Source organism: Antarcticimicrobium sediminis (assembly GCF_004348975.1).
Lineage (GTDB): Bacteria > Pseudomonadota > Alphaproteobacteria > Rhodobacterales > Rhodobacteraceae > Antarcticimicrobium > Antarcticimicrobium sediminis.
On record NZ_SMFP01000003.1, the window covers coordinates 67,766 to 91,128 of the forward strand.

The window sequence follows — 23,363 nt, forward strand, 5'->3', positions numbered from 1 at the left end:
ATTAGGGGTTGGCTAACATATTCAATCTTCGCCATATATGATATGGATCAAATGGCGCACAAACTGGTACGCCGAAGTATACCCAAGCAAGCTGGAACGGCGCGGCGGGTCGATCCAGCCCGTCCATACGCTGGGGGCGGTCATTGCTGCTCCCGCATATATCCCCCTTCATCCCCCCTTCCTCCATCCATTTTGTCTCACCTCGGTCATTTTGGCTTTTCTTTCCGGTTTTCCGCGGTATAGATTGCCCACATGATCAGCCAGCCACATACCCCGACCGACGCCGCGTTTCGCGGCGCGTCGCTACGTGGCCTACTGCTCCTAATCCGCCTCTGAGCGTGCCCTTCGGCGCGCCCGCTCAGGGGAGGACGCTTGCGCGCCAAAGGCATTAGGACAGATACGAAAGATACCGACATGACACATGCATCAGAACAAGACCGCGTCTTGATCTTTGACACCACGTTGCGCGACGGCGAACAAAGCCCGGGTGCCACGATGACCCACACCGAAAAGCTGGAGATTGCCGGCCTGCTCGATGAAATGGGCGTGGACATCATCGAGGCCGGCTTCCCGATCGCCTCGGAAGGCGATTTCAAAGCGGTGAGCGAGATCGCGGCGAATTCCAAGAATTCGGTGATCTGCGGGCTGGCCCGCGCCAGTTTCACCGACATCGACCGCTGCTGGGAGGCGGTGAAAAGCGCCGGGAAACCGCGCATTCACACCTTTATCGGCACCTCGCCGCTGCACCGGGCCATTCCCAACCTCAGCATGGATGAGATGGCGCAGAAGATCCATGAAACCGTCAGCCACGCGCGCAATCTTTGCGACAACGTGCAGTGGTCGCCTATGGATGCCACCCGGACCGAATGGGATTACCTCTGCCGCACGGTCGAAATCGCGATCAAGGCCGGGGCCACCACGATCAACGTGCCCGATACCGTCGGCTATACTGCCCCGGAGGAAAGCGCTTCGCTGATCCGCCGCCTGATCGAAACCGTCCCCGGTGCCGACGAGGTGATCTTTGCCACCCACTGCCACAACGACCTTGGCATGGCGACGGCGAATGCGCTGGCCGCCGTGGCCGGTGGCGCGCGCCAGATCGAATGCACCGTCAACGGGCTGGGCGAACGCGCAGGCAACACCGCGCTGGAAGAGGTGGTGATGGCGCTCAAGGTGCGCCATGACATCCTGCCTTGGACCACCGGCGTGGACAGCAGCAAGATCATGCATATCTCGCGCCGGGTTTCGACCGTGTCGGGCTTTCCGGTGCAGTTCAACAAGGCGATCGTCGGCAAGAACGCCTTTGCGCATGAAAGCGGCATCCACCAGGATGGCATGTTGAAGAACGCCGAGACCTTCGAGATCATGCGCCCCGAGGATGTCGGCTTGGCCGCGTCGAACCTGGTGATGGGCAAACACTCTGGCCGCGCCGCATTGCGCGACAAGCTCAAGCATCTGGGCTATGAGATCGGGGACAACCAGCTCAAGGACGTTTTCGTGCGGTTCAAGGCGCTCGCCGACCGCAAGAAGGAAGTCTATGACGACGATATCGTGGCGCTGGTGGGCGACACCGTTGATCCGGCCAATGACCGCTTGCAGATCGTATCGCTCAAGGTGCTTTGCGGCACCGACGGGCCGGCCGAGGCGACGCTTGAGATGGAAATCGACGGCAAGGAGGCGATCGCGACCGAACATGGCGACGGACCCGTGGATGCCACCTTCAAGGCTGTGCGCGCGCTGTATCCCAACGAGGCGCGGTTGCAGCTGTACCAGGTGAATGCCGTGACCGAGGGCACCGACGCCCAGGCCACAGTCAGCGTGCGGCTGGAAGAGGATGGCGTGATCGCCACCGGCCAGTCGGCGGATACCGATACCGTGGTGTCCAGCGCCAAGGCCTATGTCAACGCGCTGAACCGGCTGCTGGTGCGCCGCGAAAAGGCCGGCCCCGGCGCGGATACCCGCGAAGTGTCGTACAAAGACGTGGGCTAGACCCGCGAGGCCGGCGCGCGCGACCCCGCGCGCTGGCCGTTCCAGGGGGCATCACAGGTCTAGGTGACGTCACAAGTGGCATCACAGGCGAAAACGCGCTGCCCGCCGCGAATCCGCTCTTTCACGCTTTGACTCAGCCGCCTATAAGGCAAGGGTCCGGCTCGTCAGGAGTCGTGGACCAGGCGCGCAGTACTTTACAGGATCGCAGGTATATATGTCGGTGTTTGGAAATTTCGGCGGCTTGTTCACATCGGACATGGCCATTGACCTCGGTACGGCTAACACTTTGGTCTATGTCAAAGGGCGCGGCATCATCCTGTCGGAACCCTCGGTGGTGGCCTATCACATCAAGGACGGCGTCAAGAAGGTGCTCGCCGTCGGCGAAGACGCCAAGTTGATGCTGGGGCGCACGCCCGGCTCGATCCAGGCGATCCGCCCGATGCGCGAAGGCGTGATCGCGGATTTCGACACCGCCGAAGAGATGATCAAGCATTTCATCCGCAAGGTGCACAAACGCTCGACCTTCTCCAAGCCCAAGATCATCGTCTGCGTGCCCCACGGCGCCACCCCGGTCGAGAAACGCGCGATCCGCCAGTCTGTCCTGAGCGCCGGCGCCCGCCGCGCCGGGCTGATCGCGGAACCCATTGCAGCGGCCATCGGGGCCGGCATGCCGATCACCGACCCCACCGGCAACATGGTTGTGGATATCGGCGGCGGCACCACCGAGGTTGCGGTTCTGTCGCTGGGCGACATCGTTTACGCCCGCTCGGTCCGGGTCGGCGGCGACCGCATGGATGAGGCGATCATCGCCTATCTGCGGCGCCAGCAGAACCTGCTGATCGGGGAAAGCACCGCCGAACGGATCAAGACCACGATCGGCACCGCGCGGATGCCCGATGACGGGCGCGGCACCTCGATGCAGATTCGCGGTCGCGATCTGCTGAACGGGATTCCGAAAGAGATCGAGGTCAGCCAGGCCCAGATCGCCGAAGCGCTGGCCGAGCCGGTGCAACAGATCTGCGAAGCGGTGATGACCGCATTGGAAACCACGCCCCCGGATCTGGCGGCGGATATCGTGGATCGCGGCGTGATGCTCACCGGCGGCGGCGCGCTGCTAGGGGATCTGGACCTTGCCCTGCGCGAACAGACCGGGTTGGCCGTCTCGATCGCCGACGAGAGCCTGAATTGCGTGGCGCTTGGCACCGGCAAGGCGCTGGAATACGAGAAACAGCTTCGCCACGCGATCGACTACGACAGCTAGGGGGCGCACCCTTTGTCCGGTCGCCCCGTGCGACCGCGACATGTGACGCAAGGATACCATTGGCCAGGGACCGCTCACAGCGCGATGACTATACCACCCCCCTGCGCCGGTTGGGGCTGGGGGTGCTGGTTCTGTGCCTGCTGGGCATCTTTCTGATCTGGCGCATCGACAGCCCGCGGGTGGAACGTTTCCGCGCGCAAGTGGTCGATCGCGTCGTGCCCTCGATGGACTGGGCGATGGCGCCTGTCACCGGCACGATCAACCTGATCCGCGATTTCCAAAGCTATCGCCGGCTGACCGACCAGAATCAGGAGCTGCGCCGCGAGTTGCGCCAGATGAAGGCCTGGAAAGAAGCCGCGCTGCAACTGGAACAGGAAAACGCCCGCCTGCTTGACCTCAACAACGTGCGGCTTGACCCGCGGCTGACCTATGTGACCGGCGTCGTGCTGGCCGACAGCGGCTCGCCCTTCCGCCAGTCGGTGCTGCTGAACGTCGGCGCGCGGGACGGCATCCGGGACGGTTGGGCGGCGATGGACGGGATCGGGTTGGTCGGGCGGATCTCTGGCACCGGCCAAAACACCGCGCGGGTGATCCTGCTGACCGACGCCTCCAGCTCGGTGCCGGTGATCGTGCAACCCTCGGGGCAGAGCGCGCTTGTCGCTGGCAACAACACCGCCGCACCGCTGATCGATTTTCTGGAGAACGCGGATCTGGTCCGCCCCGGCGACCGGGTGGTCACCTCGGGGGATGGCGGGGTCTTTCCCGCCGGCCTGCTGATCGGGCAGGTTGCCGCCGACCCGACGGGGCGGCTGCGGGTGCGACTGGCGGCGGATTACGAGCGGCTGGAATTTCTGCGGGTGCTGCGTCTTCACGGGGCGGAAACAATCACCGATCCCGGCCAGCTTGTCCTGCCAGCGACCGAGGCAGTGCCCCCCACCGCCCCCGCCGTCCCGGACGAGGAGGCCAGCGGTGGCTAGCCCGTCCCCCTCGCACCTCTGGCTGATGCGTGCCGCCTTTCTGGGGCTGGCGCTTCTGATCATGTTCTTTCACCTGATCCCGCTCGACACCGTGCCACGGCGCTGGGCCCCGCCCGATCTTCTGATCGCCGCCGCCTTTGCCTGGTGCCTGCGACGGCCTGACTTTGCCCCCGCCGCCAGCATCGCAGCCATGATGCTGATGGCAGATCTGCTGTTCCAACGCCCACCGGGGCTGATGGCGCTGCTGGTGGTGCTGGGCAGCGAATACCTCAAGACCCGCGCCGGTGGCCTGCGCGAGGCCAGCTTTGCTGGCGAATGGCTGGCGGTCTGCCTGACGCTGCTGGCGATCACCGTGCTGAACCGGCTGGTGTTGGCGCTGCTGGCCGTCGAACAGGCTCAGCTCAGCCTCAGCCTGTTTCAGATGGTGATGACCATGCTCGCCTATCCGCTGGTGGTTCTGGTCACACAATCGTTGATGGGGGTGCGCAAGCTGTCACCCAGCGACGTCGAAGCAATGGGAAACCGGGCATGAGACGCAATCCGCGCGAGCTTGAGCAGTTGAACCGCGTTTCCAGCCGCCGGGCGCTGCTTTTGGCGGGGGTCCAACTGGCCTTTGTCGGCGGACTGGCGATGCGGATGCGGTATCTGCAAGTCGAACAGGCCGACCAGTTCCGCCTGCTGGCCGAAGAAAACCGCGTCAATATCCGCCTGATCCCGCCGACCCGTGGCAAGATCTTTGACCGCAACGGAAATGTGCTGGCGCAAAATGTGCAAAGCTATCGCATCGTCATCGTGCGCGAAGATGCCGGCGATGTCGAGCGGGTGCTGGCCGACCTGTCCGAACTGATCCCGCTGGACCCTGAGGATCTGGAGCGCGCCCGCGCCGAGATGCAGCGCAGCCCGCCGTTTCTGCCGGTCTCGCTGGCCGACCGGATCAGCTGGGAGGACATCTCGAAAGTGGCGGTAAACGCTCCCGCCCTGCCCGGCATCACGCCCGAAGTCGGCCTGACCCGCGTCTATCCGCGCGGCGCCGATTTCGCCCATGTGGTCGGCTATGTCGGTCCGGTTTCGGATTACGACCTGAGCAAGATCGAGGATCCCGAACCGGTGCTGCGCATCCCGCGGTTCCAGATCGGCAAGGTCGGGCTGGAGGCCAAGCGCGAGGTGATGCTGCGCGGTAAGGCCGGCGCAAAGCGGGTCGAGGTCAACGCCACCGGCCGCGTCATGCGCGAGCTGGACCGCCGCGAGGGCCAGCCCGGCGCCGACCTGCAACTCTCGGTGGATGCCGATCTTCAGGGCTATGTGCAGGCCCGGCTGGGCAGTGAAAGCGCCAGCGCCGTGGTGATCGACTGTGAAACCGGCGATCTGCGCGCCATTTCCTCCTCGCCCAGCTTTGACCCCAACCTGTTCGTGCGCGGCATTTCGGTCACCGACTACCGCACGCTGACCGAGGACATCCATCGCCCGCTCGCCTCGAAAACCGTGCAAGGGCTGTACCCGCCCGGCTCCACCTTCAAGATGATCACCGCCATGGCGGCGCTGGAAGAAGGGCTGATCGGCCCCGAAGATACCGTCTGGTGCCCCGGCTATCTGGAGGTCTCGGGTCGAAGGTTCCACTGCTGGAAGCGCGGCGGGCATGGCCATTTGAATCTGGAAGGCTCGCTCAAGCAAAGCTGCGACGTCTATTTCTATGACCTCGCCCTCAAGGTCGGGATCGACAAGATCTCGGCCATGGCACAGCAGTTCGGCCTCGGCATACACCACGACGTGCCGATGTCGGCGGTGGCCAGCGGGCTCGCACCGGACCGCGCCTGGAAGAAACGCGTGCACGGCGCAGAGTGGCTGATCGGCGACACCGCCAATGCCGCGATCGGTCAGGGCTATATGCTGGCCTCGCCGATGCAACTGGCGGTCATGACCGCCCGGCTCGCCACCGGGCGCGATCTTACGCCGCGCCTGATCAAGTCCATCGACGGGATCGAACAGCCCAGCCATGGCGGCGCGCCGCTGGGGGTAAACGAAAACAACCTGCGCACCCTGCGCAAGGCGATGTATGCGGTGTCGAACGACCGGCGCGGCACCGCCTATGGCAGCCGCATTATCGAAGATGCCTTCCGCATGGCGGGCAAGACCGGCACCAGCCAAGTGCGCAACATCACCACCGCCGAACGGGCCGCCGGAGTAACCCGCAACGCCGACCTACCGTGGAACCGGCGCGACCACGCGCTGTTCGTCTGCTTCGCCCCCTATGACAAACCGAAATACGCCGTCTCGGTGGTGGTCGAACATGGCGGCGGCGGCTCCTCGGTGGCGGCGCCGGTGGGGCGCGACGTGATGCTGCAGGCGCTTTATGGCGACACCCCGCCGCTGGCCGCCTACCCGTCCAAGGACCGCAGCCGGATCAAGGCGCAACAGGACCGGCTGCACCGTGAGCGGCTGCGCGTCCAGCAAGAACAGAGCGGCCGCGCATGAGCTATCTGGAGCACCGGGTCAAATCCACGCCGTCGGGGCTGCGCAAGGTGCTCTACCTGAACTGGCCGCTGGCGCTGTTGCTGATCTCGGTCGCCGGAGTGGGCGTTCTGATGCTCTATTCCGTCGCAGGCGGCTCCTTCTCCCCATGGGCCGACCCCCAGATCAAGCGCTTCGCGCTCGGCTTCGTGGTGATGATCGCAATCGCCATGGTGCCGATCTGGTTCTGGCGCAACATGGCCGCGCTGGCCTATGGGGTGTCGGTGCTGTTGTTGGTCGGGGTCGAATTGTTCGGCACCGTCGGCATGGGCGCACAGCGCTGGATCGACCTTGGGTTCATGCGGTTGCAACCCTCTGAGCTGACCAAGATCACGCTGGTGATGCTGCTCGCGGCCTATTACGACTGGCTCCCGGCCGAGCGCACCTCGCGCCCGCTCTGGGTGCTGCTGCCGGTGCTGTTCATCCTTGTCCCTACCGCGCTGGTTCTGAAACAACCAGATCTGGGCACCGCGATCCTGCTGATGGCGGCGGGGGGCGCGATCCTGTTTGTGGCCGGGGTCCACTGGGCCTATTTTGCCGCCGTCATCGCCGCCGGCATCGGTCTGGTGACGGCGGTCTTTGAATCGCGCGGCACGCCTTGGCAATTGCTCAAGGACTATCAGTATCGCCGCATCGACACCTTCCTCGACCCGGGCAGCGACCCGTTGGGGGCCGGTTATCACATCACCCAGTCCAAGATCGCGCTGGGGTCGGGCGGCTGGACCGGGCGCGGCTTCATGCAGGGCACGCAATCGCGGCTGAACTTCCTGCCCGAGAAACATACCGACTTCATCTTCACCACCCTGGCCGAAGAGTTCGGCTTTGTCGGCGGCATGTCCCTGCTCACCCTGTATGGGCTGATCATCCTGTTCTGCATCGCCTCGGCGCTGGCCACCCGCGACCGGTTTTCCTCGCTGGTCACGCTCGGCATTGCCGTCAACTTCTTCCTCTTCTTCGCCGTCAACATGTCGATGGTGATGGGGCTTGCCCCGGTGGTCGGCGTGCCGCTGCCAATGGTCAGCTATGGCGGCTCGGCCATGCTGGTGCTAATGGCCGCCTTCGGCATCGTGCAAAGCGCCCATGTTCATCGACCTCGCTAAATCACCAACAGGAATGCCCATGACCACCAATGTTCTCTTTCTCTCCACGCCGAAACGCTGGGCCCAATATCAAGCCCCGCTCATGCGCGCGCTGGCGGCCACCGGGCTCGATTTCCAACTGTCCGAGGATCTGCCACCGGAAGAGGTCGAGTACATCGTCTTCGCCCCGGCTGGCCGCGGCGTCGATCACGATTTCACCCGGTTCCCGCGCCTGAAAGCGGTGCTGAGCCTCTGGGCCGGGATCGAAACGGTCGTCGACAACCCCACCCTGACCGTGCCGTTGGCGCGGATGGTTGACCACGGGCTGACCCAGGGCATGGTCGAATGGGTGACCGGCCATGTTTTGCGCCATCATCTGGGTATGGATGCCCATATCCTGGGGCAGAACGGCACCTGGAACCAGATCGCCCCGCCGCTGGCCCGCGAGCGGCGCGTCACCATCCTCGGGCTCGGCACCCTCGGCAGCGCCTGCGGTCAGGCGCTGGCCAGCCTCGGCTTTCCGGTCACCGGCTGGAGCCGCAGCGCCAAATCGGTCGAGGGGATCACCTGCCTGCATGGCGCGGACGGCATGCACCAAGCGCTCGCCTGCGCTGACATTCTGGTGCTGCTGCTGCCCAACACACCCGCCACGCGCGATGTACTCAATGCCGAAACCCTCGCGCAGCTGCCGCAAGGCGCAGTCGTGCTCAACCCCGGTCGCGGCCCGCTGGTTGACGATGAGGCGCTGCTGGCCGCGCTCGACAGCGGCCATCTGGCACATGCCACGCTCGACACCTTCCGGGTCGAGCCGCTGCCGCCCGAACATCCGTTCTGGGCCCATCCCAAGGTCACCGTGACGCCGCATATCGCCTCGGAAACTCGGGCCGACACCGCCGCAGACGTCATCGCCGAGAATATCCGCCGGGGCGAGGCGGGCGAACCTCTGCTTCATCTGGTGGACCGCTCGCTGGGCTATTGAGGCACGCCCCCCCTGCCAAGGGGGGCCATATTTGCAACAGGATCAAGCCGGGGCACGGTCCCAGAGCTTCTTCTTGTCGCAAATACTCTCGCCGAAGGCCTGCGCCGCAGGCGCAATCAGGCTGCGAGCCCGCGCCCTTTGAGCAGGGCCTCGACCCCCGGCAACCGGCCACGAAACGCGGTATAAAGCGCCTCCGGCTCCTCCGAGCCGCCAGCCGACAGGATATGTGCCTCCAGCGCGCGGGCGCGCTCGGGATCAAAGGCACCGCCGGCCTCTTCAAAGGCGGCAAAGGCGTCGGCGTCCATCACTTCGGACCACATGTAGCTGTAATAGCCCGAGCTGTAGCCGTCGCCGGAAAACACATGCGCGAATTGCGGCGTGGCGTGGCGCATGCCGATGGCGTGGGGCATCCCGATCCCGGCCAGAACCTCGGCCTGTTTCGCCATCGGATCCGCCGGGGCCGCCCCGTCATGGAACGCCAGATCGACCAGCGCCGAGGCCACATATTCCACCGTCTGAAAGCCCATGTCGAAATTGGCCGCGTTCAGAACCTTGTCGCGCATCGCGTCCGGCATCGGCGCGCCGGTCTCCACATGGGTGGCGAATTCGCTCAGCACTTCGGGAACTTCGAGCCAATGTTCAAACAACTGGCTGGGCAGTTCGACAAAGTCGCGCGCCACCGAGGTGCCCGAGATGCTCTCATAGGTGACATCCGACAACAGCTGGTGCAGGGCATGGCCGAACTCATGAAACAGCGTGCGCGCATCGTCATAGGACAGCAGCGCCGGATCGCCCTTGGCGAAGTTGCACACGTTGATCACCACCGGGGCCTGCGGTTCAGGGAACTTGGCCTGCCCCCGCATCGCGCTGCACCACGCACCGGAGCGTTTCGAGCCGCGCGCGAAATAGTCGCCGATGAACACGCCCACGTGTTTGCCGCCGCGCGTCACCTCCCACGCCCGGCAATCGGGGTGATACAGCGCCACGTCGAGCGGCGCGAACTCCAGCCCGAACAAGCGGTGCGCGCAGGAAAAGGCGGCCTCGATCATCCGGTCAAGCTGCAGATAAGGTTTCAGCGCCGCCTCATCCAGATCGTGTTCCGCCCTGCGCCGCTTCTCGGCGTAATAGCGCCAGTCCCATGGCTCCAGATCGCCGTTCAGCCCGTCTTCGCGCATCCTTGCGCTCAGCACCTTGGCGTCCGCCTCGGCCTGTGCCTTGGCCGGTTCCCAGACCTGCATCAAAAGGTCCTTGACCGCCTCCGGCGTCTTGGCCATCTCGGTTTCCAGCTTATAGGCGGCGAAGCTCTCATAGCCCAACAGCTTTGCCCGCTCTTCCCGCAGGTGCAGGATTTCGGCGGCAATCTCGCGGTTGTCGGTCTCGCCGCCATTCGCCCCGCGCGCGGCCCAAGCGCGCCAAGCGGTTTCGCGCAGATCGCGGCGGGGAGAGAATTGCAGGAAGGGTACGATCAGCGAGCGTGACAGTGTGATAACGGGGCCATCCATGCCGTTTTCCTCACCGGCCATGCGGGCGACACGGATCACGAAATCGGGCAGCCCCTCAAGATCGTCTTCCGACAGTTGCATCCGCCAGTCGCTCTCATCGGCCAGCAGGTTCTGGGTGAACTGCGTACCCAGCGTCGCCAGCCGCGCCTTGATCTGCTTGATCCGCTCGGCCGCCTCGCCCGTGAGCGCGGCGCCAGAGCGCACAAAGCCGCGATGGGTCAGCATCAGCACGCGCGCCTGTTCCGGGGTGAGGTCCAGCGTATCGCGACGCGCCCAAAGATCGGCCACCCGCGCGAACAGCGCCGTATTGGCGGAAATCTCGGAATAATGCGCGGCGAGCTTGGGCGAAAACGCGCGCTGCAAGGCTTGGCGTTCCGGGTTGCTGTCAGCCCCCGCCACGGTGAAGAACACGGAGAGCACCTTGTCCAGCGCCTCTCCCGCTGCTTCCAGCGCCTCGATGGTATTGGCAAAACTCGCCGGCTCGGGGGTTTGCGTGATTGCCGCGATCTCATCGCGATGGGCGGCGAGCGCAAGCTCCAGCGCCGGGGCGAAATCATCGTCGGAAATGGCGTCAAACGGGGCGATCTGGAACGGGGTGTTCCAGTCGGACAGGATCGGGGTGTTCATAAGGGTCTCCTTTGCCTACGCAAGCTATGCAGCGCGCGGGGAATGTCCAGTGGGGACGGCCCATATCCCCGCTTCGGGAGGACTACCGCAGACCGCGAGACCCGCGCCGCGCCGCAATCAATGAATGACTCGGCACGTCCGATCGGGCAGGATTGCCGCACCGTCAACGGTCACCGGAGCACTGCCATGCCTGCCGCCTCGTCCATTGCCACATTCGTTCCCACCGATCCGCTCTATCCCTACCAACGCCATTTGGCCGCGCTGAACGGGTTGGAGACCGTCTGGGGGGACTACACGGGCGCGGGTGTCATCGTCGGCGTCTATGACGTGTCCGTCGATTTCCACCACCAGGATCTGGCGGGAAAGGAGATCACCGGGTTGTTTCCGCTGTTCCGGGGCGAGCGCTATGCCATCGATCCCAACCCGAACCTGACCCATGGCACCGGTGTCGCCGGGCTTATCGCGGCCTCCGCCAATGGAGAGGGCGCGGTCGGCGTCGCCTTCGACGCCAGCCTCGTGTCAGTGGGACTTCAGGAATGGTGGGAAAACCAAAAGACCCCGCTCGCCAATGCCTTGTTCGAGACGTTGCAGCATGTCGACGTGTCGAACAACAGCTGGGGCGGGTTTCCGACTTATTCCGTCGGCGACCCGGTGACGGGCAGCCCCCTTGTCAGGGCCGCCTATGAAGAGGCCGCCGTTTCCGGCCGCTACGGGCTGGGCACCATCCTGGTGAAGGCGGCTGGCAATGAATCCTCCACCGCGCAGGCCGAGTATTACAACACCCTGCGCGAGTTCATTCTGGTCGGGGCGACGTCACATGCAGGGGTTGTGCTAAGCTATTCCAATCGCGGGGCGAACCTGCTGGTCACCGCGCCGGTCGGGGTAGGCTTCAAGACCGGGACCATCACGACGAACAACACCCATGACGTCGATTGGGGCGCCCCCTATGGGCTGACGAACCGGCAGCTGTCGGGGGTTGGCGACCTGGTCACTGACCCGACCGATTACATGTACTTCAACGGCACCTCGGCGGCGGCGCCGATGGTCTCGGGCGTGGTGGCGCTGATGCTGGAGGCCAATCCCGATCTAGGCTGGCGCGACGTGCAGGAGATCCTGTCGCTATCGGCCCAGCAGACCGGTCGCGACATGGACAGCCCGCGTGAACGCTTCGCGTGGCAATACAACGGCGATACCCATTGGAACGGCGGCGGGCGGCACATCAGCAACGACTATGGCTATGGCGAGGTCGATCCCCTTGCCGCCGTGCGCATGGCCGAGGTCTGGAGCCTGTTCAACACCCCGGCGACATCGGCCAATGAAGAGCAGGTCACAAGCGGCCCGACCCCCGCCGTCGTCCATGACGTTCCCGGCGATGGCACCGCGCTGGACCTGACCGCACAGATCGAGGCGGAGGGCGGTTTCGATATCGAAACCGTCGAGGTCACCGTCCATATCCAGGCCGACCGGATCTATGACCTGCAACTCACGCTGGTGTCGCCCGACGGGACCGAGATCGCCCTGACCGATACCGAACGCTCCGTCTATACGCCCGGCAAGGTCGCCAAGGACGGGCTGAGCTGGACGTTCCTTGTGCAACACCTGCGGGGCGAGGACGCCGATGGCAGTTGGACCCTGCGGGCGGAGGACACCGTGGACAACGACAAATCGATCCAGCTGTCCGATTTCTCGATCACCGCCTATGGCACGACGCCCGGTCGCAACGATGTCTATACCTTCACGGACGAGGCCTTTGAACTGCTGGACAGCGATCCGACGCGAAGCGAGATCACCGATCTGCGCGGCATGGACGACGGGCTCAACCTCGCGGCGGTCACCCGCGACATCGTGGTGAACCTGTCCCGCGGCGGTGACATCGGCGACGGCGACAGCACGCTCTTCTCCTTCGGTCCCGACACGAGGATCGAACACGCCATTTCCGGCGATGGCAACGACTGGCTGCGCGGCAATGGCGTAGACAATTTTCTGTCTGGGAACCGGGGCGACGACCGGCTCTCGGGGCGGGTCGGAGACGACGATTTGTTCGGCGGCACCGGGAACGACGTGATCCGGGGTGGGCGCGGGCGCGATCAGATCGAAGGCGGCGCGGGCGACGACATCCTCTGGGGCGGGCGTGGGCGCGATGTCTTCGTCTTCGGCCCCGGCGCGGGATCGGACGTGATCCGCGACTTCGATGTGGAAAAGGATGCCCTCGACATCGCCTTTCTGGGCGGTTCCCCTTTCATCCTCGATGCCCGGGACGATGGGGCCGACCTTTTGATCGGTTTCCTGGATTTCGAGATCCGCCTGACAGATCTGGCCGGCACCAGCGAATACGACCTGACCTGGCTGAGTTGAGCTTCCACGACCGGGGCGACACCCCCACCCCGGTCACGCGCCCCTATATCACCCCAAGGGTCATGCCGCGCCGCGGCCGCAGACCGGGCAATCGGCGCGCGGCTTCAGTGTGAATTTGCGCGTCTCGCCATAAAGCCCGTCATAAATCAGCATCTCGCCACGCAGGGGGGCACCGATGTCGGCGATCACCTTGACCGCCTCAAGCGCCATCATCGCGCCCACCACGCCGGGCAGCGGGGCGATCACCCCGGCCTCGGCACAAGACGGGGCAAGACCGGGTGCGGGGGCCTGCGGAAAGATGCACTGATAGCAGGGCGCACCACGGGCCGGGTCAAACACGCTCAGCTGCCCCTCCCACTGCGCCAGCGCGCCGGAAATCAGCGGTTTGCCCAGCGCCACGGCGGTGCGGTTGGCAAGATAGCGGGTCTCGAAATTGTCGGTGCCATCAAGGATCACGTCATATTCGGCAAAAAGATCGGCAGCGATCCCCGCGTCCAGACGGCGGTGATAGGGGCGGATGGTGACAAAGGGGTTCAGCGCCTCCAGCGCCGCCTGCGCCGAAAACACCTTTGGCATGCCGATCCGCGCCTCGGTATGGATCACCTGCCGTTGCAGGTTGGAGCCCTCGACCGTGTCGTCGTCGATCACCCCGAGGGTGCCGACCCCGGCAGCGGCAAGATAGAGCAACGCGGGCGAGCCGAGCCCCCCCGCCCCGATCACCAGAACACGCGCCTGTTTCAGCTTTTTCTGCCCGGGACCGCCCAGTTCGCGCAGCACGATGTGGCGGGCGTATCGGCTGATCTCCGCCTCGGAAAAGGTGCCCTGCGCCGGTTTTATCTTGGCCTCTTCGCCTGTTTTCGCCCCCGCAGACTTCGCAACCGCCCGGCGCTTGAGCGCACGCACGCCAGAGCCATAGACCAGCGCGATCACACCCGCGCCGCCGAGCAGCAGCCAAAGCGCCGGTGACTGTCCAGTCGCCAGCCGCAGCGCATGGCCATCGGGCAGCGCCAGATGCAGCGCCAGAACGGCAAGGTACAACAGCCCGATCATCGCCCAGCGCAAACGTACAGGCAGCCCAGCGGCCCAGCCAATGGCCCAGAGCACGGCGGCCAGAACAAAGACCAGCAGCATCAGTGCCGCCCTGTCGAGCCGAACCCGCCCGCCCCGCGCGCGGTCGCGCTCAGATCATCCGCCAACTCGAACCGCGCATGCACCACCGGGGCCACGACCATCTGGGCGATGCGGTCACCATGGGCGATGCGAAAGGGCGCCTCCCCCGCATTCATCAAGATTACCCCCAGCGGCCCGCGATAATCGCTGTCGATGGTACCGGGGCTGTTGGGCAGGGTGATCCCGTGTTTCAACGCCAAGCCCGAGCGCGGGCGGATCTGCACCTCATAGCCCACGGGGATCTCGATCCGCAGCCCGGTGGGTACCAGTGCCCGCGCCCCGGGCTCCAGCACGATCTCGCCCCGGTCGGGCAGATTGGCGCGTAGGTCAGCCCCCGCCGCCCCCGGTGTTTCATAGCTGGGCAGCGGCACATCCCTGTCCGCGTCGGTGTCATGGATCACCGCGATTGCAACCATCGGCCTTGGCCCCTTGTTCTGTTCCGATTCCTGTCTGCGCTTGCGGCCCCTAACCGGCCAGCGCCGCCGCGATACGCTGCGCCAGCCGCTCGGCCACCGCCGCTTTGCCCATGCGCGGCCACTCCTCGTTGCCCGCATCGGTGATCAGGGTGACGGCATTCTCGGTGCCGCCCATGATCCCGGTCGCCGGGCTCACGTCATTGGCGACGATCCAGTCGCAGCCCTTGCGCGCGCGCTTGGCGGTGGCATTCTCGATCACATCGTTGGTCTCGGCGGCAAAGCCCACCACCAGCCCCGGCCGCCCCGCGCCCATCCGCGACACGGTCTTGAGGATGTCGGGATTCTCGGCAAATTCCAGCTTGGGCAGGCCGTCATGGCTTTTCTTCAGCTTGCGATCCGAGGCGCTGGCGACGCGCCAGTCGGCCACGGCAGCGGCAAAGACCCCGGCATCGGCGGGCAGCGCCACCTCGACCGCCACCAGCATCTGTTGTGCGGTTTCCACCGCCACCACCTCGACCCCTTGCGGCGGTGCCACCTCGGCCGGGCCGGTGACAAAGACCACCTGCGCGCCCAAAGCGGCCAGTGCGGCGGCGATGGCCGTGCCCTGCGCCCCGGAGGAGCGGTTGGCGATATAGCGCACCGGGTCAATCGGCTCATGCGTCGGGCCAGAGGTAACGATGATGCGCTTGCCCACCAGCGGCCCGGCGGCAAACTGCGCCGCAACCGCCGCAACGATCTCGGCGGGTTCTGCCATCCGTCCGGGGCCAAATTCACCACAGGCCATCGCGCCGTCGTTGGGCCCGACAAAGGTGATCCCGTCCTGCTCCAGTTGCGCCCGGTTGCGCGCGGTCGCCGGATGCGCCCACATGCGCACATTCATCGCCGGGGCCAGCAGAACCGGGGTGTCGGTGGCCAAAAGCAGGGTCGAGGCCAGGTCATCGGCAAGCCCGCCCGCCATCTTGGCCATCAGATCCGCCGTCGCCGGGGCCACCACCACCAGATCGGCGCTACGCGACAGTTGGATATGGCCCATCTCGGCCTCGTCGGTCAGATCGAACAGATCGCGATGAACCTTGTGCCCGGCCAGCGCCGAAACCGACAGCGGCGTGACGAACTGTTCCCCGCCCCGGGTCAGAACCGGGGTTACCTGCGCGCCGCGCTCCTGCAGACGGCGGATCAGCTCCAGCGATTTATAAGCGGCGATCCCGCCCCCGATGATCAGCAAAATGCGCTTTTCGGCCAGCATGTCCGCAAGTCTCCCGTGTTGCGCCGGCCCCTCCGGCCGCGCCCAAGCCTAGGCAAGCGCGCGCTGATCCGCCAGAGGAGAATGCGCCGCTCAGCCGCCCTTGGAGAAGGCGGCGCAGGGATCGGGGCGCTCGGTCGCGGGGCCATCCAGCACCGCGTCGAACTCTCCCGAAACCTGCCCCGCCTCAGACTGTCCAAGCGTAAACAGCGCAACATCCGGCGCGGCGCGGCGCAGATAGACCGGCGCACCACGATCCGCACGGGCATGGCCGTTGCCGGTGATCACCGCGACCGGCCCGCCGGTCTCGTTCAGCGCGCGCAATGCCGTGCGGGCCAGCACCGCATCGCGCAGGCGCTGGATGTCGACCATGTCCGGCAGGATCTTTTCGGGCAGGGCGTTGCAATGGTTTTCCATCTGATCGGCCTCGCGCGCGGCCTGTTCCGCCTGTGGCAACGGCGCGCCCAGCCCGTACCGCGCCGCACCCTCGCCAAAGGCCGTTGCTGCGCCGGTTTCCATCACCGCGCGCGCGGCGCTGCGCGGCACCAACGCACCATAGTGCACCGCCCCGGCGGCGGCCTGAAACACCGGCAGATACTGCGCCAACGGAGGCCAGCCAGAACTGGCCCAACCGGTCGCCGCCTCCAACGCCAGCGGATCACCGATCACCGCCGCATCCAGCCCCGCTGCCTGCTCGGCGGTGAGCATTTCCCAGACCACCGCGCGCGGCGCCAAAGCCGCCACCGCCGCCGCCTGCACCCGGTGATGCGCCGGGTTGTCATGGATCTCGCCCAAGAACACCACGTCGGCGCGCGCCATCACCGCAAGCACGTCGTCCGGCACCGCGACGGCCCCGACGGGGGCCGCCCTTGCCATGACCGTCAGGCTCAGAACAATCAGAAATCTTATCATACGAGAAAGTGTTGCACCTCGCGCGACTGGGCTTCAAGGGTCTTGCGCATCTTCTGGAAGGCCACCACCTCCAGTTGTCGCACCCGTTCCTTTGACAGGCCCAGTTCATTCCCAAGGCTTTCCAAGGTGCGCGGGTCTTCGCGCAGCTTGCGTTCGCGCACGATCAGCCGTTCGCGCGCATTGAGCGCCTGCAGCGCCACGACCAGCCAGTCGCGCAGCCGGGCGGTATCATGTCTGTCCTCGACAAGTTCGGCGCTCTGGGCGCTGTCATCCTCCAGCGTGTCGATCCATTCCCGCCCGTCCTCGTCGGCGGACTGCACCGCATTGAGCGAAAAGTCCGACCCGGCGAGCCGCCCCTCCATCATCTCCACATCCCGCAATGGCACGCCGACCTCAGTCGCGATCATCTGATGCAACTGGTGGCGGTCCAGCACCTCGCCCTGCGTCGCCGCCTCGCGCTCCAGCTTGGCCTGCACCCGGCGCATGTTGAAGAACAGCGATTTCTGGCTGCTGGTGCTGCCGGTGCGCACCATGGACCAGTTGCGCATTACGTAATCCTGAACGCTGGCCTTGATCCACCACACCGCATAGGTCGAGAACCGCACGCCGCGATCAGGATCGAATTTTTCGGCCGCCTTCATCAGGCCCAGTCCGGCCTCTTGAATCAGATCGTTCATCGGCGCGCCATAGCGGCGAAACTTGGCCGCCATCGAGATCGCCAGCCGCATATAGGCGGTGATCAGCCGGTGCAACGCCGCCTCGTCGCGCTCATCACGCCAAGCATAGGCCAGTTTCAGCTCAGTCTCTGCATCCAGAAACTCCGCCTTCATCGCCCGCCGCGACAGCGACATGTCATCCGTCCAACGCTGTGCCATATTTCCCCCTCCATCCGCCTCGACAGTGCCGCATCTTGTCTGACACTCCATACGTGCTACGCAGGCCGGACTTGAGCGGATCACAAAAAGGCAAAACATGTCTTCGGGACTTACATTTATACTCGGAGGAGCCGCTTCAGGCAAATCCGAATTTGCCGAGATCCTCGCCCGGACCTCGGGAAAACCGCTGCACTACTTGGCCACATCACAACCTTTTGATCACGAGATGCGCCAAAAGGTCGACATTCATCGCGCCCGCCGTGGCACCGATTGGACGACGCATGAGGCCCCGCTTGAGCTTGCGCCGGTGCTAGAGGCCCTTCCGACAGGGGCGATCTGCCTGCTCGATTGCGCGACCTTCTGGCTCAGCAACCACATGATGGCCGAAAGCGATCTCGACGCGGCGCAGTCACGACTGCTACGGGCGCTCTCGGACTGCCCGGCAGCGGTGATCGTCGTCTCGAACGAGGTGGGTCAGGGCATCGTGCCCGCCGATGCGCTGTCACGCCGCTTTCGCGAGGCGCAGGGCCGGCTCAACATCGCGCTCGCCGCACGGGCCGATCTGGTGGTGCAGGTGGTCGCCGGGCTGCCCAATGTGCTGAAGGGGAAACTGCCATGACCCGGCTGCATCTGGTCCGACACGGCCCGACCCACGCCAAGGCCATGGTCGGCTGGTCCGACCTGCCCGCCGATCTGTCCGACCATGCCGCGCTGGCGCGACTCGCGGCGCATCTGCCGGAAACGGCGGCGGTCATCTCCTCTGATCTGTCCCGCGCCACAGCAACGGCGGACGCCATTCAGGGCCCCCGCCACCGCCTGCCCCACCACCGCGCCCTGCGCGAAATCAATTTCGGCCAATGGGAGCTGCGCAGCTACCGCGAGATCGAGGCCGAAGATCCCGATCTCGCCCGCGCCTATTGGCAAACTCCGGGCGATACCCGCCCCCCCGATGGCGAAAGCTGGAACGAGGTCCGCACCCGTGTGGATGCCGCCATTGACGCGCTGATCGCCCAGCACGCGGACGGCGATCTGATCGTGGTGGCCCATTTCGGCGTGATCCTGACCCAGGTCCAACGCGCGCTCGCGCTCGATGCCGAACAGGCCTTCGGGCACCGCATCGACAACCTCTCGGTGACCGAGATCACCCGCACCACCGAGGGCTGGCAGGTCGGGCGGATCAATCACCTTGCGTGACGCGCCGGCGCACAAATCATCATTTTGTGCCCGGCCCGACCCGGCCTAAGCTTTGCCCATGACATACGATCTTTTCCTCGGCGACCGGATGTATTCAAGCTGGTCCCTGCGCGGTTGGTTGATGCTCGAGAAATTCGGCCTCCCCTACCGCCCCCATATGGTCGGCCTCTACTCGGGCACCATGGCAACCGACCTCGCACCGCTGGCCCCCGCGCGCCTTGTTCCGGTGCTGCGCACACCAGACGGGACCATTGTGGGCGAAACCCTCGCCATGGCCGAAACCTTGGCCGAACGTCACCCGCAGGCGGGGCTCTGGCCCGCCGATCCCGCCGCCCGCGCCACCGCGCGCTGGCTCTGCGCCGAGATGGCCACCGGCTTTGCCGCCCTGCGGGCCGTCTGCCCGATGCAGCTTCAGCGCCAATATCAAGGCTTTGCCCCCACTGCGGCGGTTGTGGAGGATCTGGCCCGGCTGGACACAATCTGGACCCATGCCCGCGCCATCTCGGGCCAAACCGTCTCTGGCCAAACCGGGGGCTGGCTCTTTGGCGCCTACAGCCTCGCGGATGTGTTCTATACCCCGGTCGCGGCCCGGCTTGTCGGCTATGACCTGCCGATCAGCGACGCCGCGCGCGCCTACGCCACGGCGCTGCTGTCTGATCCGGCGGTGCGCGAATGGCGCCAACAGGCGCGAGAGGTCACATATGACCCCGAACCCTATGCCTGCGACTTGCCCGCAACCGCATGGCCGATTGCGGACTGACCCCGCCGCTTCTTCTTCGCCCAAATACTCAAATCCAACGGTGCCCCTTGCGGCGCCGTTAACCCTTTCTCAACCACACGCCCGCTAGCGATGGTCACACATGCTTCCTCACACGGGGACCGGACCCATCGTCTCACGCGCCTATACCGTCGCCTTTCAAGGGGTCGAGGCCCGGCTGGTCGAGGTGCAATGCGCCGTCGCCGCCGGACTGCCCGCCTTTGCCATCGTCGGCCTGCCCGACAAGGCGGTCTCCGAGGCCCGCGACCGGGTGCGTAGCGCGCTCAGCGCACTGGCCATCGCGCTGCCGGCCAAGCGGATCACCGTCAACCTGTCGCCCGCCGACCTGCCCAAGGAGGGCAGCCATTTTGATCTACCGATCGCGGTGGCGCTGCTCGCCGCGCTCGGGATTATCCCCGACGACATGGCCGAAACCGCCGTGGCCCTGGGCGAGCTTTCGCTTGACGGCACGCTGATCGCGGTGCCCGGAGCCCTGCCCGCCGCCATGACTGCCGCGCAAGAGGGGCGTAGCCTGCTCTGCCCCGCCGCCTGCGGCGCCGAGGCCGCCTGGGTCGGCGATTGCCAGGTGATCGGCGCTGAAAGTCTGGGCGCGGTCATCCGCCACGCCACCGGTCAGGCCGCGATCCCCCCGGCTGAACCGGGCGAAGTGCAACAGGCCCCGACCAACCGAGACCTGCGCGACGTCAAAGGCCAGGAACGGGCCAAACGCGCGCTGGAAATCGCCGCCGCCGGGCGTCACCACCTGATGCTGGTCGGCACGCCCGGATCCGGAAAATCCATGCTGGCGGCCCGCTTGCCGGGGGTGCTGCCGCCCCTCACCGCGCCCGAGGCGCTGGAAACCTCGATGATCCAATCGCTTTGCGGCGTGTTGGAAGAGGGCGGGATCAGCCGCACCCGCCCGTTTCGCGAACCGCATCACACCGCCTCGATGGCCGCCATCGTCGGTGGGGGTCGCCGCGCCCGACCGGGCGAAATCAGCTTGGCGCATAACGGCGTATTGTTCATGGACGAATTCCCCGAATTTTCGCGCACCGTGCTGGAAACCCTGCGCCAACCGATCGAGGCGGGCGAGGTGATGGTGGCCCGCGCCAACGCCCATGTGACCTATCCCTGCCGTTTTTTGCTGGTGGCCGCCGCCAACCCCTGCAAATGCGGCTATCTCTCCGATCCCGCCCGCGCCTGTGCCCGGGTGCCGCAATGCGGCGCCGATTATCTCGGGCGTATCTCCGGGCCACTGATGGACCGCTTTGACCTGCGGGTCGAGGTGCCCCCGGTCGCCTTCACCGATCTCGACCTGCCCGCCAATGGCGAAACATCCGAAACAGTCGCGGCGCGGGTCGCGGCGGCGCGAACGGTGCAGGCAAGGCGGTTTGCCGATCTTCCCGGCCTGCGCCAGAATGCCGATGCCGAAGGCGGGGTGCTGGACCAGATCGCAGCCCCCGATGCCGAGGGGCGCGCCCTGCTTACCAAGGCCGCCGAACGGTTCGGCCTTTCGGCGCGCGGCTATCACCGCATCCTGCGGGTGGCGCGCACCATCGCCGATCTCGACGGCGCGCAGGACGTCCGCCGCCCGCATCTGGCCGAGGCGCTCAGCTTCCGGCTGACGGCGCAACTCTCTGCCTGATCCAACCCGCCAAGGCACGCAGCGTCGCCTCCCCCTCTGGCAAATAGCGCCAGAAAAAGGGCCAGACATGCGGCAGATCACCGGCGATGACCTCGGCCACCGTGACCCCCTGCCCGCGCAGATGCGCCGCCATGCGTCGCGTGTCGTCAAGCATGATCTCAGTCCGCCCCACGGTCAGCCAGACCGGCCCGGCCCCGGCAAACCCGGCAAACAACGGCGAGGCCCGCGAATCGCGCGGATCGGCCCCTTGCAGATACATCTGTGCCATATCCTGCGTCCGCTCTGCCGGCAGCATCACGTCGCAGGCGACATTGGCCTGAAGACTGGCCCCCGAAAAGGTAAGATCGCTCAGCGGGGAAAAGGCAAAGCATCCCGCCGGCCGATCCGCCCCCCGCGCGCAGAGATCGCCCAGCAACGCCAGCGCCAAGCCACCACCGGCGCTGTCCCCGCCAAGCACGATCTGCCCCGGCGCTACCCCCCGCGCCAAAAGCGTCTCATAGGCCACCCGGGCATCTTCCAGCGCGGCGGGAAAAGGGTGCTCGGGGGCCAAGCGATAGACCGGCATCAAAACCGGCAACCCCGCCAGTTGCGCCAGTCGCGCCGCCAAGCCCTTGTGGGTCTCCGGGGCGCCAAAGACAAAGGCGCCGCCGTGAAAATAGAGGATCACCGGCCCCGCCCCCGACGCCGCCGACGCCCCGCCCAGCCAGAGACCGCCCGGCACAGCCGTCACCTGCACCCCGCGAGGCGGCGGAAAAAACAGCCGCGCCCGGCGGTGAAACCGGGCGCGCAGGGCATCAGGATCAACGACACGGGCCAGGTAACGCTTTTCGGTCAACCGCAGGATCAGGTTGAGGACACCTCGCTGCCAGCTCATCTCAGCCGGGCTTCGATCGCTTCCCAGATCTTTTCAGCCACATTGATACCGTCGAACCGCTCCAGCTCCTGAATGCCGGTGGGCGAGGTCACGTTGATCTCGGTCAGATAATCGCCGATCACGTCGATCCCGACGAAGACCTGACCCTTTTCCTTCAACAGCGGGCCAATGGCAGCACAGATCTCCAGATCGCGCGCGCTCAACCCGATTTTCTCTGGCCGCCCGCCCACATGCATGTTCGAGCGCGTCTCGCCCGCCGCCGGCACCCGGTTGATCGCGCCCACCGGTTCGCCATCAATCAGGATCACCCGCTTGTCGCCATTGCTGACGTCGGGCAGGAATTTCTGCGCGATCAACGGCTCCCGGCTGAAGCCGGTGAAAAGTTCGTGCAGCGAACTGAGGTTGCGGTCGTTCGCATCCAGCCGGAACACGCCGGCACCGCCGTTACCATAAAGCGGTTTGAGAATGATATCGCCATGCTTTTCCTTGAACGCCCGAATCGTGCGCAGATCGCGCGCGATAGTGGTCGGCGGCGTAAGCTCGGGAAAATCCAGCACCAGCAGCTTTTCGGGATAATTGCGCACCCAGAACGGATCATTCACCACCAGCGTCTGCGGCGCCAACCTGTCCAGCAAATGGGTCGCGGTGATGTAATGCATGTCGAACGGCGGGTCCTGACGCAGCCAGACCACATCCCAGTCGGCCAAGTCCACCTCGCGCTCCTCGCCCAGAATGGCCGGCGCTCCTGGCACCCGCTGCACGGTCATGTCGCAGCCGCGCGCGGTGATCCGCCCCTCCTGATAGGCAAGCTGGTCCGGCCCGTAGAAGAACAGCTCATGGCCCCGCGCCTGCGCCTCTTCGGCCAGCCGAAAGGTGCTGTCAGCATTGATGTCCACGGCCCCGATCGGGTCCATCTGAAAGGCGATTTTCATGGGCAGTTCCCTGTATCCGACGGCTTGATCCATCGATACATGGCCCAGCACGCCAGAGGGATCAATGG

General features: G+C 65.6%; 20 protein-coding genes. 12 read left to right on the plus strand and 8 right to left on the minus strand.

The genetic code is table 11. The features are described from left to right. The first annotated feature begins 414 nt into the window (after window positions 1-414). The 7 genes from E1B25_RS05860 (at window position 415) to E1B25_RS05890 (ending at window position 8,793) form a co-directional block, all read left to right on the plus strand. Window positions 415-1,989 (plus strand): 2-isopropylmalate synthase, encoded by a 1,575-nt coding sequence (locus tag E1B25_RS05860; protein WP_132827830.1) that lies wholly within the window; start codon window positions 415-417, stop codon window positions 1,987-1,989. A 214-nt stretch (window positions 1,990-2,203) separates the two neighbouring features. After that, window positions 2,204-3,250 (plus strand): rod shape-determining protein, encoded by a 1,047-nt coding sequence (locus tag E1B25_RS05865; RefSeq protein WP_132827831.1) that lies wholly within the window; start codon window positions 2,204-2,206, stop codon window positions 3,248-3,250. A gap of 59 nt (window positions 3,251-3,309) precedes the next feature. After that, complete coding sequence (gene mreC, locus E1B25_RS05870; protein ID WP_132827832.1) at window positions 3,310-4,227, plus strand: rod shape-determining protein MreC; 918 nt, start codon at window positions 3,310-3,312, stop codon at window positions 4,225-4,227. Further along, complete coding sequence (locus E1B25_RS05875) at window positions 4,220-4,759, plus strand: rod shape-determining protein MreD (RefSeq protein ID WP_132827833.1); 540 nt, start codon at window positions 4,220-4,222, stop codon at window positions 4,757-4,759. The genes mreC and E1B25_RS05875 overlap by 8 nt, the downstream gene beginning before the upstream one ends. After that, window positions 4,756-6,699 carry a penicillin-binding protein 2 gene (gene mrdA / locus E1B25_RS05880; RefSeq protein WP_132827834.1) on the plus strand — a complete coding sequence of 648 codons (1,944 nt, stop codon included), beginning with the start codon at window positions 4,756-4,758 and terminating at the stop codon, window positions 6,697-6,699. Before E1B25_RS05875 ends, mrdA begins: the two co-directional genes overlap by 4 nt. Next, entirely contained in the window at window positions 6,696-7,835 is a 1,140-nt protein-coding gene (gene rodA / locus E1B25_RS05885; RefSeq protein ID WP_132827835.1) for a rod shape-determining protein RodA, read from the plus strand. The genes mrdA and rodA overlap by 4 nt, the downstream gene beginning before the upstream one ends. 19 nt (window positions 7,836-7,854) lie before the next feature. Further along, a complete protein-coding gene (locus tag E1B25_RS05890) occupies window positions 7,855-8,793 on the plus strand; it encodes a 2-hydroxyacid dehydrogenase (RefSeq protein WP_132827836.1) in 939 nt (312 codons plus the stop codon). A 116-nt stretch (window positions 8,794-8,909) separates the two neighbouring features. Here the strand turns inward: E1B25_RS05890 and E1B25_RS05895 are convergent, their stop codons facing one another. Further along, window positions 8,910-10,922, minus strand: coding sequence for a M3 family metallopeptidase (locus E1B25_RS05895; protein ID WP_132827837.1), 2,013 nt, complete (start codon window positions 10,920-10,922; stop codon window positions 8,910-8,912). Window positions 10,923-11,042: 120 nt separating this feature from the next. Between E1B25_RS05895 and E1B25_RS05900 the strand changes: the two genes are divergently transcribed. Beyond that, complete coding sequence (locus E1B25_RS05900; protein ID WP_165937561.1) at window positions 11,043-13,277, plus strand: S8 family serine peptidase; 2,235 nt, start codon at window positions 11,043-11,045, stop codon at window positions 13,275-13,277. A gap of 60 nt (window positions 13,278-13,337) precedes the next feature. Here the strand turns inward: E1B25_RS05900 and E1B25_RS05905 are convergent, their stop codons facing one another. The 5 genes from E1B25_RS05905 to E1B25_RS05925 form a co-directional block, all read right to left on the minus strand. Further along, window positions 13,338-14,408 (minus strand): HesA/MoeB/ThiF family protein, encoded by a 1,071-nt coding sequence (locus E1B25_RS05905; protein ID WP_132827839.1) that lies wholly within the window; start codon window positions 14,406-14,408, stop codon window positions 13,338-13,340. Further along, window positions 14,408-14,863, minus strand: a complete 456-nt coding sequence (gene dut / locus E1B25_RS05910; protein WP_132827840.1) for a dUTP diphosphatase — start codon at window positions 14,861-14,863, stop codon at window positions 14,408-14,410. Before dut ends, E1B25_RS05905 begins: the two co-directional genes overlap by 1 nt. 49 nt (window positions 14,864-14,912) lie before the next feature. Continuing rightward, window positions 14,913-16,109, minus strand: coding sequence for a bifunctional phosphopantothenoylcysteine decarboxylase/phosphopantothenate--cysteine ligase CoaBC (coaBC, locus tag E1B25_RS05915; protein ID WP_132827841.1), 1,197 nt, complete (start codon window positions 16,107-16,109; stop codon window positions 14,913-14,915). Window positions 16,110-16,199: 90 nt separating this feature from the next. Further along, window positions 16,200-17,018: a ChaN family lipoprotein gene (locus E1B25_RS05920; RefSeq protein WP_132827842.1), complete on the minus strand. Its 819-nt coding sequence runs from the start codon at window positions 17,016-17,018 to the stop codon at window positions 16,200-16,202. Continuing rightward, window positions 17,015-17,893, minus strand: coding sequence for an RNA polymerase factor sigma-32 (locus E1B25_RS05925; RefSeq protein WP_132827843.1), 879 nt, complete (start codon window positions 17,891-17,893; stop codon window positions 17,015-17,017). The genes E1B25_RS05920 and E1B25_RS05925 overlap by 4 nt, the downstream gene beginning before the upstream one ends. Window positions 17,894-17,990: 97 nt before the next feature. Between E1B25_RS05925 and cobU the strand changes: the two genes are divergently transcribed. From cobU to E1B25_RS05945, 4 genes are all read left to right on the plus strand, one after another. Next, window positions 17,991-18,512, plus strand: coding sequence for a bifunctional adenosylcobinamide kinase/adenosylcobinamide-phosphate guanylyltransferase (cobU, locus tag E1B25_RS05930; protein ID WP_132827844.1), 522 nt, complete (start codon window positions 17,991-17,993; stop codon window positions 18,510-18,512). After that, entirely contained in the window at window positions 18,509-19,087 is a 579-nt protein-coding gene (locus E1B25_RS05935; protein ID WP_132827845.1) for a histidine phosphatase family protein, read from the plus strand. Before cobU ends, E1B25_RS05935 begins: the two co-directional genes overlap by 4 nt. A 58-nt stretch (window positions 19,088-19,145) precedes the next feature. After that, the gene (locus E1B25_RS05940; protein WP_132827846.1) at window positions 19,146-19,847 is read left to right on the plus strand and encodes a glutathione S-transferase; all 702 of its coding nucleotides are present in this window, start codon (window positions 19,146-19,148) and stop codon (window positions 19,845-19,847) included. A gap of 127 nt (window positions 19,848-19,974) precedes the next feature. Then, entirely contained in the window at window positions 19,975-21,489 is a 1,515-nt protein-coding gene (locus E1B25_RS05945) for a YifB family Mg chelatase-like AAA ATPase (RefSeq protein WP_132828112.1), read from the plus strand. On the opposite strand, the gene E1B25_RS05950 is transcribed toward E1B25_RS05945, so the two are convergent. Both E1B25_RS05950 and gshB read right to left on the minus strand, forming a co-directional pair. Then, window positions 21,455-22,363 carry an alpha/beta hydrolase fold domain-containing protein gene (locus E1B25_RS05950; protein ID WP_132827847.1) on the minus strand — a complete coding sequence of 303 codons (909 nt, stop codon included), beginning with the start codon at window positions 22,361-22,363 and terminating at the stop codon, window positions 21,455-21,457. The genes E1B25_RS05945 and E1B25_RS05950 overlap by 35 nt on opposite strands. Continuing rightward, on the minus strand, window positions 22,360-23,295 hold the full coding sequence (gene gshB, locus E1B25_RS05955; RefSeq protein WP_132827848.1) for a glutathione synthase: 936 nt from the start codon (window positions 23,293-23,295) through the stop codon (window positions 22,360-22,362). Before gshB ends, E1B25_RS05950 begins: the two co-directional genes overlap by 4 nt. Between the last annotated feature and the right edge of the window lie 68 nt (window positions 23,296-23,363).